General features: G+C 41.5%; 18 protein-coding genes. 14 read left to right on the forward strand and 4 right to left on the reverse strand.

Annotation, left to right across the window (positions count from 1 at the left end; translation table 11 throughout):
- Positions 1–102: 102 nt before the first annotated feature.
- The gene (locus tag QUF73_24525; protein MDM5229280.1) at positions 103–1,011 is read right to left on the reverse strand and encodes a hydroxymethylglutaryl-CoA lyase; all 909 of its coding nucleotides are present in this window, start codon (positions 1,009–1,011) and stop codon (positions 103–105) included.
- A gap of 192 nt (positions 1,012–1,203) precedes the next feature.
- Between QUF73_24525 and QUF73_24530 the strand changes: the two genes are divergently transcribed.
- From QUF73_24530 to QUF73_24555, 6 genes are all read left to right on the forward strand, one after another.
- Positions 1,204–2,391, forward strand: coding sequence for an acetyl-CoA C-acetyltransferase (locus tag QUF73_24530; protein ID MDM5229281.1), 1,188 nt, complete (start codon positions 1,204–1,206; stop codon positions 2,389–2,391).
- 63 nt (positions 2,392–2,454) lie between these two features.
- Entirely contained in the window at positions 2,455–3,144 is a 690-nt protein-coding gene (locus QUF73_24535) for a CoA transferase subunit A (protein MDM5229282.1), read from the forward strand.
- A 24-nt stretch (positions 3,145–3,168) separates the two neighbouring features.
- Positions 3,169–3,837: a CoA transferase subunit B gene (locus QUF73_24540; protein MDM5229283.1), complete on the forward strand. Its 669-nt coding sequence runs from the start codon at positions 3,169–3,171 to the stop codon at positions 3,835–3,837.
- A gap of 70 nt (positions 3,838–3,907) precedes the next feature.
- Positions 3,908–4,279: a VOC family protein gene (locus tag QUF73_24545; GenBank protein MDM5229284.1), complete on the forward strand. Its 372-nt coding sequence runs from the start codon at positions 3,908–3,910 to the stop codon at positions 4,277–4,279.
- Positions 4,280–4,362: 83 nt separating this feature from the next.
- On the forward strand, positions 4,363–4,608 hold the full coding sequence (locus QUF73_24550) for a YqkE family protein (GenBank protein MDM5229285.1): 246 nt from the start codon (positions 4,363–4,365) through the stop codon (positions 4,606–4,608).
- A gap of 197 nt (positions 4,609–4,805) precedes the next feature.
- Positions 4,806–6,001, forward strand: a protein-coding gene (locus QUF73_24555; GenBank protein ID MDM5229286.1) for an IS3 family transposase whose coding sequence is annotated in 2 segments (ribosomal slippage) — positions 4,806–5,112 and positions 5,112–6,001 — 1,197 coding nt in all. Because the reading frame shifts where the segments join, the coding sequence is not laid out codon by codon here.
- Positions 6,002–6,082: 81 nt separating this feature from the next.
- On the opposite strand, the gene QUF73_24560 is transcribed toward QUF73_24555, so the two are convergent.
- Entirely contained in the window at positions 6,083–7,006 is a 924-nt protein-coding gene (locus QUF73_24560; protein MDM5229287.1) for an aldo/keto reductase, read from the reverse strand.
- 72 nt (positions 7,007–7,078) lie between these two features.
- Positions 7,079–7,213, reverse strand: coding sequence for a Z-ring formation inhibitor MciZ (gene mciZ, locus QUF73_24565; protein MDM5229288.1), 135 nt, complete (start codon positions 7,211–7,213; stop codon positions 7,079–7,081).
- Between the two features lie 77 nt (positions 7,214–7,290).
- Between mciZ and QUF73_24570 the strand changes: the two genes are divergently transcribed.
- On the forward strand, positions 7,291–7,842 hold the full coding sequence (locus tag QUF73_24570; GenBank protein MDM5229289.1) for an NUDIX hydrolase: 552 nt from the start codon (positions 7,291–7,293) through the stop codon (positions 7,840–7,842).
- A 1-nt stretch (position 7,843) separates the two neighbouring features.
- Positions 7,844–9,010 carry an endonuclease Q family protein gene (locus QUF73_24575; protein MDM5229290.1) on the forward strand — a complete coding sequence of 389 codons (1,167 nt, stop codon included), beginning with the start codon at positions 7,844–7,846 and terminating at the stop codon, positions 9,008–9,010.
- Positions 9,011–9,025: 15 nt separating this feature from the next.
- Here QUF73_24575 and QUF73_24580 read toward each other — a convergent pair whose 3' ends face one another.
- Positions 9,026–9,601, reverse strand: a complete 576-nt coding sequence (locus QUF73_24580) for a GNAT family N-acetyltransferase (protein MDM5229291.1) — start codon at positions 9,599–9,601, stop codon at positions 9,026–9,028.
- Positions 9,602–9,768: 167 nt separating this feature from the next.
- Between QUF73_24580 and spoIIM the strand changes: the two genes are divergently transcribed.
- From spoIIM to QUF73_24610, 6 genes are all read left to right on the forward strand, one after another.
- Positions 9,769–10,413 carry a stage II sporulation protein M gene (gene spoIIM, locus QUF73_24585; GenBank protein MDM5229292.1) on the forward strand — a complete coding sequence of 215 codons (645 nt, stop codon included), beginning with the start codon at positions 9,769–9,771 and terminating at the stop codon, positions 10,411–10,413.
- A 236-nt stretch (positions 10,414–10,649) separates the two neighbouring features.
- Complete coding sequence (locus QUF73_24590) at positions 10,650–11,123, forward strand: Fur family transcriptional regulator (protein ID MDM5229293.1); 474 nt, start codon at positions 10,650–10,652, stop codon at positions 11,121–11,123.
- 321 nt (positions 11,124–11,444) lie between these two features.
- Positions 11,445–11,672, forward strand: a complete 228-nt coding sequence (locus QUF73_24595; protein ID MDM5229294.1) for a YqzK family protein — start codon at positions 11,445–11,447, stop codon at positions 11,670–11,672.
- 9 nt (positions 11,673–11,681) lie between these two features.
- Positions 11,682–12,575 (forward strand): site-specific tyrosine recombinase XerD, encoded by an 894-nt coding sequence (xerD, locus tag QUF73_24600; GenBank protein MDM5229295.1) that lies wholly within the window; start codon positions 11,682–11,684, stop codon positions 12,573–12,575.
- 321 nt (positions 12,576–12,896) lie between these two features.
- Positions 12,897–14,081 carry a phosphopentomutase gene (gene deoB, locus QUF73_24605; protein MDM5229296.1) on the forward strand — a complete coding sequence of 395 codons (1,185 nt, stop codon included), beginning with the start codon at positions 12,897–12,899 and terminating at the stop codon, positions 14,079–14,081.
- 31 nt (positions 14,082–14,112) lie between these two features.
- Entirely contained in the window at positions 14,113–14,934 is an 822-nt protein-coding gene (locus QUF73_24610) for a purine-nucleoside phosphorylase (protein MDM5229297.1), read from the forward strand.
- Positions 14,935–14,943 lie beyond the last annotated feature (9 nt).

A 14,943-nucleotide genomic window follows, 5' to 3' on the forward strand; every position in this document is an offset into this window, starting at 1 on the left:
ATTATCCCCCTTTTTATAGGCTTCAGCTGATTTGAATTCGTCAGCTGCTTTCATCTAATAAGATGCTATAAGAGAGGGCGCATTATTCATCTTAAGAAGCTGCTATTGAACAGTTTGAGCGTTCAGCCTGAAATAGGTGCTTTCAATAGGCCTGGAAAGATGAGGCTGAACAATTTTTACCGCTTCCATTAATTGATCAAGGTTGACATTGGTTTCAATTCCCATACGCTCAAGCATATAAACAACATCTTCAGTTGCCGCATTGCCTGCAGCGCCCGGGGCAAATGGGCATCCGCCAAGTCCTCCGGCGGAAGCATCAAATCGGTCGACACCTGCCTGTAAGGCTGCAAAAATATTAGTAAGGGCCATTTTTCTTGTGTCATGGAAATGTGCAGTCAGCAGGGTTTTTGGAAACTCTGCTTTTAAACGGGAAAAAAGCCCGTGCGACTCATGGGGAGCAGCCATCCCGATTGTATCTGCCACGCTTAATTCATCAGCCCCTGCCTCAACAAATTGACGGCATAGTCCAACTGTATCTTCAGGATTGATTGCTCCTTCATACGGGCAATGAAATGCCGTGGAGATGCAGGCGCGGACAAAGTAACCTTTCTCCTTCAGTTCTCCGATAATCGGCTTTAGTTCATCCATGCTTTCCTGGGTGGTTTTATTGATATTTTTCTTATTAAACGTATTGCTTACACCGACAAAAACGGCAACAGCCCGGCATTCAGTCATATATACCCTGTCAATGCCCTTGCGGTTTGGGGCCAGCACGATATCCCTTGTATCTGAATCAAGGCAATCTGCCGTAATTTCAGCTGCATCCCCCATCTGCGGGACCCACTTCGGAGACACAAATGAAGTAAGCTCCAATTCTGTTAATCCTGCATTTTTCAAACTTCTGATAAAGTCTTTCTTGACTTCGGTGGGTACAAAGGCCTTTTCATTTTGCAGTCCATCCCGCGGGCCCACTTCAATAATTGTTACTTTATTTGGAAATGCAAGCGTCATGTTTTCCTCTCCCGTTTCATATTTTAGATTGTGCCTGGTAAGCGCTTTCTTAAAAATGCTGAATATCTTGAATTTATTGTAGTAGGAAAGTATTTTCGATTGCAAGAATAATAAAAATTTTGACAAAATAAAAGGAATTTTGAGATCTTGGCACGAATATAAGCAGAGAGATGTTTTGAAAGGATGAGAGAGATGGCACAAACAGAAGTCGTAATAGTCAGCGCTGTCCGGACAGCAATCGGCAGTTTTAATGGAAGCCTTAAAGATGTATCAGCACCAGAGCTTGGGGCGATTGCGATAAAAGGCGCTCTTGAAAAAGCAGGTGTAACACCGGATCAGATAGATGAAGTAATCCTGGGGAATGTCCTGCAGGCAGGTCTGGGCCAGAATCCGGCAAGGCAGGCAGCTCTTAAAGCGGGCCTTCCTGAAAGCGTTTCCGCGATGACGATTAATAAGGTCTGCGGATCCGGGCTGAAGGCAGTTCATTTAGCTGCACAGGCCATTTTAGCCGGTGATGCTGAAGCGGTGATTGCTGGCGGCATGGAGAATATGAGTCAGGCTCCTTACATACTGAAAAATGCAAGAAATGGCTTTAAAATGGGAGATCAAAAGCTTATAGATTCAATGATATCAGATGGGCTCTGGTGTGCATTTAATGATTACCATATGGGAGTTACTGCTGAGAATCTCTGCTCGAAATACGAGCTGAGCCGGGAAGAACAGGACGAATTCGCCGCAGCCAGCCAGGAAAAGGCTTCAAAGGCAATTGAAGAAGGAAAATTCAAAGATGAAATCGTTCCTGTGGAAATTCCTCAGCGAAAAGGGGATCCGATTATTTTTGATACAGACGAGTATCCGAAAAAAGGGACGACTGCTGAAAAGCTCGCAGGCCTGCGCCCGGCGTTTAAGAAAGACGGCAGCGTAACAGCCGGTAATGCTTCCGGGATTAATGACGGGGCTGCGGTATTGCTTGTTATGAGCAAAAAGAAAGCAGATGCACTCGGGCTTAAGTCCTTAGTGACGATTAAAGGAAATGCAAGTGCAGGTGTGGATCCAAGCATTATGGGCATTGGCCCTGTTGCTGCGGTAAAAAAAGCGCTTGAAAAGGCATCTGTTTCCATGGATGAATTGGAGCTTATTGAAGCAAACGAAGCATTTGCAGCCCAGTCGCTCGCAGTTGACAGGGAGCTTCGTTTTAACAAGGAGATTCTGAATGTCAATGGCGGGGCCATTGCACTCGGACATCCAATCGGCGCAAGCGGTGCAAGAATTCTTGTAACTCTTATTCATGAGATGCAAAAAAGACAGGCGAAAAAAGGCCTTGCAACTCTATGCATCGGCGGTGGCCAAGGGGTAGCCACAGTGGTGGAGCTTGGATAGTAAATTTCCAAAATAAATGATTACCAAAAAAAATTGAGTATTTCAATGAAAGGAGTGATTGAAGTGAAGAAAATTTGTACTTCCTTCAGTGAAGCGGTTCAGGAAATTCATGATGGCGCTGTCCTTATGGTTGGCGGCTTCGGTCTGTGCGGAATCCCTGAAAACCTTATTCTTGCTTTAGTTGATAAAGGGGTCAAGGACCTTACTGTCATTTCGAATAACTGCGGTGTTGATGATTGGGGACTTGGATTGCTTTTAAAAAATAAACAGATTAAGAAAATGGTCGGTTCTTATGTCGGCGAAAACAAAGAGTTTGAGAGGCAGGTTCTTTCAGGCGAAATTGAAGTGGAGCTGCTTCCTCAAGGAACTTTGGCGGAAAAAATCCGTGCAGGCGGTGCCGGCATTCCTGCTTTTTATACGCCGGCAGGAGTAGGTACACCGATTGCAGAGGGGAAAGAAACCAAGGTTTTTGACGGCAAGGAATATCTCCTTGAAGAGGCACTGAAAGCAGACTTCAGCCTTGTAAGAGCATGGAAGGGCGATAAAATGGGCAATCTTGTATATCACAAAACTGCCCGGAACTTCAATCCGATGATTGCAGCAGCAGGCAAAGTGACGATTGCAGAAGTGGAGACACTTTATGAAATTGGTGAATTGGATCCGAACTATATTCATACGCCGAGCATCTATGTTCAGTCGCTGATTGAGGGAAAACAGGAAAAGCGCATTGAAAGACTGACTGTAAAAAAATAGATACTGACGGAAGGAGAGGGTCTCATGAGTAACGATAAAGCAGCAGTCCGCGAGAAAATTGCCAGACGTGCTGAGAAAGAAATAGAAAATGGCTTTTACGTGAATTTGGGAATCGGCATGCCGACATTGGTTGCAAACTATATTTCTGATAATAAAGAAGTAGTCCTTCAATCTGAAAATGGATTGCTCGGAATTGGACCATATCCTGCGGAAAGCGAAGTTGATCCGGATTTAATTAATGCAGGAAAAGAAACAGTTACCGCAATTTCGGGGGCCTCCTATTTTGATAGTGCTGAATCTTTTGCGATGATCAGGGGAGGCCATGTAAATATTGCTATTCTCGGCGGCATGGAGGTTTCTGAAAAAGGGGATCTGGCCAACTGGATGATTCCCGGGAAAATGATCAAGGGAATGGGCGGTGCAATGGATCTGGTTCATGGCGCCAATAAAATCATCGTCATCATGGACCACACCAATAAAAATGGCGATTCGAAAATCCTGAAAGAATGCAGTCTGCCTTTAACAGGAAAAAACGTCGTTGACCGCATTATAACTGAGCGGGCAGTCATCGATGTCACCGATTCTGGTTTGAAGCTTGTTGAAGTCGCTAAAGGCTTCACAATCGAGGACATAATCAATTCAACAGAACCTGAATTGCAAGTGGATGACAAAGTTGTAACAGAAGCTTATTAATATCTTTTGAAAAGTACAGCTGCATGCTGTGCTTTTCATTATTTTCAGCCTAAGGAAAAGAGGAGAAAAAATGAGTTTTTCATTTAAAGGAATCGATCATATCCAGCTGGCAGCTCCAAAAGGCTGCGAGGATGCAGCCAGAAAATTTTATGGTGAACAGCTTGGACTGAAGGAAATTCCCAAGCCTGAAAATCTTCAGAAGCGCGGCGGCTGCTGGTTTATATGCGGAGATCAGGAAATCCATATCGGGGTGCAGGAAGGCTTCCTGCCGGCCAAAAAAGCCCACCCAGGATTTATTGTGGAAAACCTCGAAGACTTGAGAAGCAGTCTCGAAGAGCAGAAGATAGCTATAAAGGAAGAACCGCCAATAGAAGGAAGAAAGCGATTCTTTGTTGATGATCCATTCGGAAACAGAATTGAGTTCCTGGAGTATTTGTCGTAATAGCTATAGCTTTGCAGCCTGTTCCTTCATGAATAAAAAAATATGATATAATAAATGGCAAAATTAGTTGATGAGGGGATTTTATGAAAAAGAAAAAACACCATTCCCAGCCTAAAAAAGACGATAAGCCAGTCACGCTTGGCGACATGCTAAACCAGGACTTGATGGAGCAATTAAAAGGGAAAAAGCAGGAATTAAAAGCTGCTGAAGATAAACAGAAGAAAGAAGAAGAGCGCCGAAAAAAAGAGGAAAGAAGACTGCGCGAAAAAAATAAAAGCTTTGAAGAACTGTTTGGAGAAAGCGATCTTAACTGGAAAGAGTTCAAATAATAAGAAAAGCGGAAGGCGCTCGCTTATCGGCCCGAGAGCCGATGGTGCCTGGAGCTAGACAGTTATCTAACTTTAGAAATTACACATTCTTATCTTTCAAAAAGAAGGGGCTGACTTTGATATTATCCCCTCTAAGTAGAAGTGTAAAAAGACCATCATAAAAAATGGTGATACACTTAACTTGGAGGGGATTTTTCATGGGGAAAACAGGAAGAACGTATCAAAAATATACAGAAGATTTTAAAATAAGAGCAGTAAAACTATACAAAGAAGGAAACAAAAGTTACCGAACAGTATCGGAAGAGCTAGGTCTTCGAAGTCCAACCCAATTAAAGAAATGGGTTATGAAATTTAATCAGGGAGAGTCCTTTGAAGATTTAAGGGGACGTGCAGGCGGTAACACAGACAGTAATCCACTTAAAGGGCGCCCCAGAACGAACTTTAAAAGTATCCAAGAGGAAAGGGATTATTATAAAGCTCAGGTTGAATACCTAAAAAAGCGGTATCCAAATCTACACGAGGAGGGATCATCCCAAAAGCAGAACGATTCGAAATCATAAACGAACTAAGTGGTATTTACCCTATCGCTTGGTTAGCTGAGATTGCGCAAGTCTCAAGATCAGGTTATTATAAGTGGCTTAAAACGACCTCCCTTAGGGAGGACAGGCAGACCAAAGAATATCTAATAAAATCACATATTATGGCTATTCATCATACATACCCTTTTTATGGTTACCCTCGTATGAAAATAGCTCTTAAAGACGAAGGATTTCATATTAATCATAAGAAGGTATATCGATTAATGACTGATATGAATATTCGAGCTGAAATTAGGAAGAAGCGAAACTTCTTCGGAAGGAAGCCTTCCGTTATTTACTCAAACTTATTAAACCGTAACTTTAAGGCTCTAAAACCAGATGAGAAATACGTAACAGACATTACGTATATTCAAGTTGGAGATTCATTTTATTACCTTTCCGTTATACTCGATCTTTATAACAATGAGGTTTTAGCCTGGAATATTTCAAAGAGAAATGACTTAGAATTGGTCCTTAATACAATCGATCTATTAACACAAAAAAGAAACGTGTATGGTGCGATCCTGCATTCAGATCAAGGCTTCCAATACACGTCTAATCAATACCACAAAAAGTTAAAGAAAATAGGCATTCAAGGCAGCCATTCTCGCAAAGGAAACTGCCTCGATAATGCCTGTATTGAGTCTTTCTTCTCTCATCTAAAGACAGAGAAGCTATATCGATCACAGTTTAAAACAGAAAAAGAATTAATTCAAATACTTGAAGAATACATGTATCTCTATAACTATAAAAGATTCCAGAAAAAACTAAACCAGTGTGCTCCGGTTGAATACCGACTCACACTGGCTGCTTAGTCTTTTTTAAGGTTGTCTACTTGACAGGGGTAAGACCACTTTTCCGTCAGCCCCTTCTTTTCCATTATTACGAGCTATTTATTATCGATGCTGCTCATATTTGTTTAGCTTGGCAATGGATTGAATAATAGTCAATTCATCTTTATTCAGGGGATTAGCTCTTGCTGCACTTGCATTTGCCCTAACTTGCTCTGCCATGCTGGCACCTGCCGTCACGGAAGCGACAGCGGGATCCGCAAGATTATACTGAAATGCTATCTCAGTCATGGAGCGCTCATCCGAAATTTTTTCCCTAATGCTGGTAAGTGTTTCTTCCAATTCAGCATAGCTGTAATCCAAATAGCCTTTCTCTTTAACTGACTCCGCAGCCTTATCCAGCATTTTGTCGCTGAGCAGTCCTTTAGCGAGCGGACCTCTTGTAACCGCGCTGATGCCTTTTTGATTTAGAAGCGGCAAAGCTTCTTCTTCCGGTCGCCGATCTAGAATGCTGTATTGCATCATGACTGAAATGATGGAGGACCTTGAAGCATATTCACGGATCACATTTGGACGGATGGAGGATATGCCATACTGCCGGATGTATCCTTCTTCCTTCAGTTCCTCAAATGCTTCAATGGTTTCATCAATAGGATCTTCAATCGTTCCGCCATGAAGCTGATATAAATCAATATAGTCTGTGCCCAGCCTTATTAAACTGTCCTTTACCGCCTCTTTGATATGGCTTTTTGAGGGATCCCAGCTCCAGCCGTCATTATTTTTATTCCAGCGGTTGCCGGCTTTGGTAGCAATGATCACCTGTTCGCGGACACCCTTTAAGGATTGTCCGACAAGCTTTTCATTTTCGCCGAAGTCATATAAATCAGCTGTATCAAAATAATTGATTCCTTCTTCAAGGGCAGCTTCAATAATCTCCTGAGCCTGGGAAGGTTTGGTGCCAATTGACATGCAGCCCAGCCCAAGCTCGCTTACGTACAAGTCTGAGTTTCCAAGTCTTCTCTTTTTCAAGTACCCACCTCATTTGAGTGTTTTCTATAATTGTACATAAACAAATGAGGCATACTCAAATTTAGAGGCTTATCATTTTATATTGTTCTGAGATTCAACCCAGTCTTTTACAAGAATATACTGCCTGCTGTATTGTTTTAGTTTCTCACGGACTTCCCAGGCTTTGCCGGCCAGAATAATTCCCCTATTGTGGACATACACCTTCATGCCATACTCCCCCTCATCAAGTATGATAAAATGTATGAGCAATCATTATCGGAATAGAACAGGAGTGACTTAAAACAATGAGCCGCCTAGAAGAAAAAACGATTAATACGGAAAAAATCTTCACTGGTAAAGTCATTAGTCTGCAGGTGGAAGATGTTGAGCTGCCGAATGGCAAAACATCGAAGCGGGAAATTATCAAACATCCCGGGGCAGTAGCTGTATTGGCAGTAACAGAAGATAATAAAATAGTGATGGTCGAACAATATAGAAAAGCGCTGGATAAGATTATTGCTGAAATCCCTGCCGGAAAGCTTGAAGCAGGAGAAGAACCCAGAGTTTGTGCAGAAAGGGAACTGGAAGAAGAAACGGGGTACGGCTGCACGGAAATGGAATGGCTGATCTCATTCTACACTTCTCCTGGATTTGCCGATGAACTGGTACATTTATATATAGCAAAGGGTCTTATGAAAATAGAAAATGCCGCTTCGCCTGATGAAGATGAATTTGTGAATCTTATGGAAGTAACGCTTGATGAAGCAATATCCCTGCTGAAGCAGCAAAGGATTTATGATGCGAAAACCGCTTATGCTATCCAATATCTGCAGCTGCAAGAGGCGCTGAAAAAATAGCATGAAGCGCTTTTTTGCTGATCTCCATATCCATATTGGACGTACGTTTACGGGAAAGCCTGTTAAAATAACAGGCGCTAAATCCCTAACCTTCACAAATATCATCAGGCATGCCCGAAATGAAAAAGGGCTTGATATCATCGGCATTATTGATTGTCATTCTCCTGAAGTCATACTTGAAATCGAGGATTTGTCCCAAAAAGGCCTTGTAACTGAACAAAGGGACGGGGGACTTCAATATGGAGATTTAACAATTATACCCGGGTCAGAACTTGAAATATACGATGAATCCTGTAAAGGCCCCATTCATGTTCTTTGCTTCTTTCCGACCCTTTCAGCCATGAAGGTTTTCTCAGCCTGGTTATCGGGGCATTTAAAGAACATAACGTTAAGCTCACAGAGAATTTATGTCTCAGGCAGAATGCTTCAGGAAAAAGTGAAGGAACTGGATGGGCTATTTATTCCTGCCCATGTTTTTACCCCATTTAAAAGTTTATTCGGGAAAGGGGTAGAGCGGTCGCTATCAGAGGTTTTTGATCCTGGTTTAATTGATGCAATAGAGCTGGGGCTCAGTGCAGATACTAAGATGGCTGATCAAATAGCTGAACTTCACAGATATACCTTTTTAACAAACTCAGATGCCCATTCGCTAAAAAAAATCGCGAGAGAATATCAAATCCTTGAAATGGAGTCACCAACATTTGCTGACCTGAAAAAGGCTTTGACTGGAAAAGAAAAAGGCAAGGTGAAAACCAATTTCGGGCTCGATCCGCTGCTTGGAAAATACCATCAGACTGTTTGCTCTGAATGTTTTGGCCCCTTCGATGATGCAAATGGTAAATGCAGAAATTGCGGTCACCACAAATTTATCAAAGGCGTGGCTGACCGGATCTCTGAACTAAAATCATCTGGAGAATTGCTCATTGAACGTCCTCCTTATATTCATCAGGTACCTCTTGAATTCATTCCAGGGTTAGGCCCGAAAATGCTGGAGAAGCTGCTGAATCATTTCGGCACTGAAATGGCCATTCTTCACGATGTTCCTTTATCAGAAATAAGCAAAGTAATCCCTGAGAAAACAGCAAGGCTTATTGGGAAGGCGCGTGAAGGAACATTAAACCTCAAGGCAGGGGGCGGAGGCAAGTACGGCAAAATTATGGATTCCTAAAAAACATAGAGCTCATCAGGCTCTATGTTTTTTAGGTGCTTTAGCATAAATGCATGTATCCCTAAGCTCTTTTCCATCTGCGCTTAGACTGTCATTGATTAGTACTCCTTCAAGTGTAAATCCCAGCCTTTCGGGAATCCTTCGGCTGTTTATGTTTCTCGGATCACATCTAATTTCCACTCTATTCGCTTGAAAATGCTCAAAGGCAAATTTCGTCAAACCTTCGGCAGCTTCAGTAATATATCCTTTTTTCTGAAACCTCGAATCTCCCCAATAGCCTATTTCGAATTTACGGACATCCCAATCTATACGATGCAGGCCAGTGGAGCCAATAAAAGCATCGTCTTCTTTCCTATAAATATGGATACGGAAATCTTCCCTAAGGATAAACTTGGCATAAGATTTGCGGATGCCAGCTTCAGCTTCATCCGCTGATTGATCATTCTGCGCAAAAGGAAGCCATTTTTTAAGCTCAGCAGCTGAAGCTAATACAGCCTCATGCACTGTTTTTCCATCTCCGGGCAAGGCAGGTCTCATATAAAGTCTTTCGGTTTCAATCCTCTCTGGAAACTCAATTAAAATCGGATCCAATTGTTATTCCCCCTATGAAAATTTAAATAATTTTGAAAATTATAGCGGAAATAACTGAAGTATTCAAGACTTTTTTTCCATTGGGAATAATCCAATTCTTTGTCATACAAATCTGGGACAGGCATACAATTTAATATCCAATTTGTTTTGTCTTAGGGGGAAGAGCAATGAAGAAAAAAATGTACCAGAACGCCGCAGCAGCCCACTTTCGCGAACATTCCTCAATCTATTTATTTGTTATTGTTTTATTCCTGATGGGTGTCATTTTTGGGGCTATCGTTGTAAATAGCTTAAGTTTTACCCAAAAAGAAGATTTATTTTATTATCTGTCGCAGTTTTTTGGCCAAGTATCAGATGGACATGTTGCAGCAGCAGATGAATTATTCAAACAAAGCTTTTTTCATAATACAAAATTTATAGGACTGATTTGGGTTTTGGGAATCTCCATAATTGGACTGCCTGTCATTCTGATACTCCTATTTATGAAAGGGATGGTGGTTGGCTTTACAGTTGGATTTCTCGTTAACCAAATGGGGTGGGAGGGATTTTTGCTCTCCTTCGTATCTGTCCTTCCCCAGAATCTGATCATCATACCTATATTTATTCTCGCTGCAGCACTGGCTGTGTCTTTCTCTTTAAAAATGATAAGAAGGCAATTTATGAAAAAAGTCGGTCAGCCCATGATGCCTCTTTTTGGAAGATATATGATTGCTTTTGCTGTAGCCATTCTGTTCTTAATTGCTGCAGCCGGAGTGGAGGCGTTTATCTCGCCTGTCTTAATGAAGTCTGTTGTCAACTCAATCCAATCCTAAAATATGAATCATTGCAAAAGGCAGAGCGGGCGGCTCTGCCTTTTGTTTGTACAGGAAAAGGGGTAGAAACAAAGAAGATAGGGTACATATAAAGAGGTATAAAAATGATTTAATGTATATTATAATAATTATTATATAAAAGTTATTTTTATCTGTTATTTATAATTATTTTATTTTGAATGTGATCTCATTTCTGTTATAATGAGAATGTTAGTGGCGAGGGAGGGACTTTCGGTATGGAAAGCAGAATTGAAAGAATAAAAAAACAGTTGCATTCATCCAGCTATAAACTAACACCACAGCGAGAGGCAACAGTTCGCGTCCTGTTAGAACACGAAGAGGATCATTTAAGTGCGGAAGATGTCTACCTCCTTGTAAAAGAGAAATCGCCTGAGATAGGCTTGGCAACTGTATATAGAACACTTGAATTGCTGACTGAACTAAAAATTGTCGATAAAATTAACTTTGGTGATGGAGTTTCCCGTTATGACCTGCGTCAGGAAGGGGCAGCCCATTTTCACCACCATTTAGTCTGTATTGAGTGCGGAGCTGTTGATGAAATTCAGGAAGATTTGCTTGAAGACGTAGAGGAAGTGGTTGAACGCCGCTGGAACTTTAAAATAAAGGATCACCGCCTTACGTTTCATGGCATCTGCTACCGCTGCCAGGATAAACAGACAGACAACGAAACCGAAGCAGAAGAAAACTAATATTTATTGACAAAGCTTATTCTTACATGAGAATGGGCTTTTTATTTTTATCTATTTTTACAAAGTTTGCTGCTTTCAAATGGGTGAAAATATTTTACCGCTGAGTGCACACAGGAAATCAACGGTCTTCTTCGAGAAAAACTACAATCTATAAGAGTCTTGTTAATAAAGTAAAATCCTCCATAACAAACAAAAAGGAAAGTGCCCTAAAGAAACGCCAATTATGCAGATTCAGGTATAATTCTTGTCCAAAATGGCATACCTTTTAGTAATAGAAAGCATTTGAATCTTTGCTTATTAAAAGTGATGGAGGACCAATCAATGAAATCCTGGCTGAGTATGGCTTTTCAGACCATTAAAGTGTTTGTCATTTTTACTGGATGCACAATCCTTTTTTATTATGGTATTATGTGGTTAAACGAAGAATACCAGGATTATCACCGCTATGACGAACCACAGGGAGCGGCTGTTAAGGTGTCGGCGAGCGGAACAGATGAAGATGCGAGCTTGCTGGACCGGTTAATTCTTTTCTACTTAAATGGGGAGTAATGCAATCATATGGATGATCAGTTAAGAGACTTTATTCATTATTTACTTGTAGAAAAAGGCCTCGCTAAAAATACAATTGTTTCTTATGAAAGAGACTTGAAAAGTTATCTGAAATATCTCAAGTCTGAAGAGAAAATTTCAAGCCTTGAGAGTGTGCAGCGTACGCAGATTGTTCAATTTCTCGGCTTTTTAAAAAAACAGGGCAAATCCTCAAAAACCTTGGCCCGGCATATAGCCTCTTTAAGGGCCTTTCACCAATTTCTGCTCCGTGAAAAAGCAGTTGGCCATGACCCTTCTGTCCATATAGAAACACCGCAAATGGAACGTTCGCTTCCAAAAGTATTAAACATGCAGGAAGTGGAAACCTTATTGGATTTTCCAGAGATAAAGGATCACTTTGGTTTGCGGGATAAAGCCATGCTTGAACTTTTATATGCTACAGGTATTCGCGTGAGTGAGCTGATTGGCCTGAACATAGGTGATATCCATTTAACGATGGGCTTTGTAAGGTGTATAGGCAAAGGAAACAAGGAACGGATTGTGCCTATTGGCAAAACAGCTTCCGAAGCGCTTGAAAAGTATTTAAATGAAGGAAGAGGAAAGTTTGCTTCAAAAAAGCATAAAGATGAAGCGTTATTTTTAAATCATCACGGCAAACGTCTTTCAAGACAGGGATTTTGGAAAATATTGAAGCGGCTGGCTCAGGAGGCAGGGATCGAGAAAGAACTTACTCCGCATACGCTGAGGCATTCATTTGCTACTCATCTGCTTGAAAATGGTGCGGATTTGCGGGCAGTTCAGGAAATGCTTGGACATGCCGATATTTCCACTACGCAAATTTATACGCATGTAACCAAAACTCGCCTTAAAGATGTGTACAGCCAATATCATCCGCGTGCTTAAGCCATTAATTAACCAAGTAATATAAATGTCATAAAGCTGCCATGAAAAATAGGCAGCTTTTTCTTGTCTTTTTACCTGTTTATTATGTAAAATATAGATGTCAGACTTCTGACGAATGAAAGGGCTATCTATATATTTATTTAACTGAAAGAATTTCCTTTTTTACTGTCCAGCTCCAGCGCCTTACTCCTTGAGTTGTCGCGGGCGGACAAGGCGTTCCGCTTTTCTTTCAGCAAGAGAATCGGTGTTAAATAAACCTAAAAAGGGTACTATACGAATATGATTTTTGTAACCGTATTCAAATAATTAGGAGGTTTTCAAATGTCTGCATATACATATAAGCGCGTTTTTTTAATCGTTATGGACTCAGTAGGAATTGGAGAAGCGCCTGATGCCGAAAAGTTCGGTGATAAAGGCGCTGATACGATTGGCCACATTGCAGAAAAAATGAATGGCCTGAAGATGCCCAACATGAGCAAGCTCGGGCTTAGTAATATCAGTGAAATCAAAGGAATCGAAAAAGCAGAGAAGCCAATGGCATTTTACACAAAAATGCAGGAAGCTTCTAATGGAAAAGACACAATGACGGGACATTGGGAGATAATGGGCTTGAATATCCAAACTCCTTTCCGGGTATTTCCAGACGGATTCCCGCAGGAATTGATTTCTCAACTTGAAGCCCGTACCGGCAGAAAAATAATCGGCAATAAACCGGCGAGCGGAACGGAAATTCTAGTTGAACTCGGGGAAGAGCATATGAAAACCGGCGCTTTGATTGTTTATACATCAGCCGATTCAGTACTGCAGATCGCGGCACATGAAGATATAATACCAATCGAAGAACAGTATGAAATCTGTAAGATTGCACGCGAGCTGACGCTGGATGAAAAATATATGGTCGGCAGAGTGATTGCCAGGCCATTCATTGGCGAGCCGGGAAATTTCCAAAGAACATCAAATAGACATGATTATGCGTTAAAGCCATTTGACCGCACGGTAATGAACGAAATGGCAGACAGCGGCCTCGATGTATTGGCAATCGGCAAAATTTCCGACATTTTTGATGGCGAAGGGGTAACTGAAGCCATTCGCACAACTTCAAATATGGACGGAATGGATAAACTGATTGAAACATTTGAAAAAGAGTTTACGGGCCTGAGCTTTTTGAATCTTGTTGACTTTGATGCATTGTTTGGGCATAGACGTGATCCAGAAGGCTATGGAAAAGCTCTTGAAGAATTTGATGAGCGCCTGCCTGAAGTATTTGAAAAAATGCAGGACGGCGACCTCTTAATGATAACTGCCGACCATGGCAATGACCCTGTCCATCATGGTACAGACCATACACGTGAATATGTTCCTCTTCTTGTTTACTCAAAAGACATGAAGGAAGGGCAAGAGCTTCCAATTAGCGAAACCTTTGCAGATATTGGAGCAACAATCGCTGATAACTATAATGTAAAGATGCCGGCTTTTGGCAAAAGCTTCTTAAATCAATTGAAATAACGCAATAAAAAAGCAGATAAGGAGAATGACGATGAATTATACTAAAATTCAAAATGCGGCTGAATTTCTAAAAAATAAATATACAGGGCAGCCAAAGATTGGGCTGATATTAGGGTCAGGACTTGGAGTACTGGCAGACGAAATCGAAGAACCGGTTAAAATCCCATATAACGAAATCCCTGATTTTCCTGTATCAACAGTAGAGGGCCATGCTGGACAGCTGGTATTCGGACGTTTGAACGGCATTGAAGTGGTTGCTATGCAGGGCCGTTTCCATTATTACGAAGGATACTCATTTGATAAGGTAACCTTTCCAGTAAGAGTTATGAACGAAATGGGTGTTGAGAAGCTTATTGTTACGAATGCAGCAGGCGGAGTGAATGAAACTTATTCACCTGGTGATCTCATGCTTATTTCAGACCATATCAACAATATGGGCAGCAATCCGCTTATTGGTCCTAATGATTCCCGCATGGGTCCACGCTTTCCGGATATGTCAGAAGCATATTCCAAAGAATTGAGAAAGCTTGCCAGAGGTATAGCCGATAAGCTAAACCTGAAGATTCAGGAAGGAGTTTATGTCGGCAATACAGGGCCAACTTATGAAACTCCTGCAGAAATTCGCATGCTGAGAACAGTGGGCGGAGATGCAGTCGGCATGTCAACTGTTCCAGAAGTCATTGTGGCACAGCATTCAGGAATGAATGTGCTTGGAATCTCCTGTATCTCAAATATGGCTGCAGGTATCCTGGATCAGCCGCTGAACCACGAAGAAGTAATCGAAACAACTGAGAAAGTCAAAGCCGATTTTCTTCGTTATGTGAAAGCAATCGTTAAAGAATTTGGTGCGTAAGAAAATATA

The organism is Cytobacillus sp. NJ13 (assembly GCA_030348385.1).
Taxonomy (GTDB): Bacteria; Bacillota; Bacilli; order Bacillales; family Cytobacillaceae; genus Cytobacillus.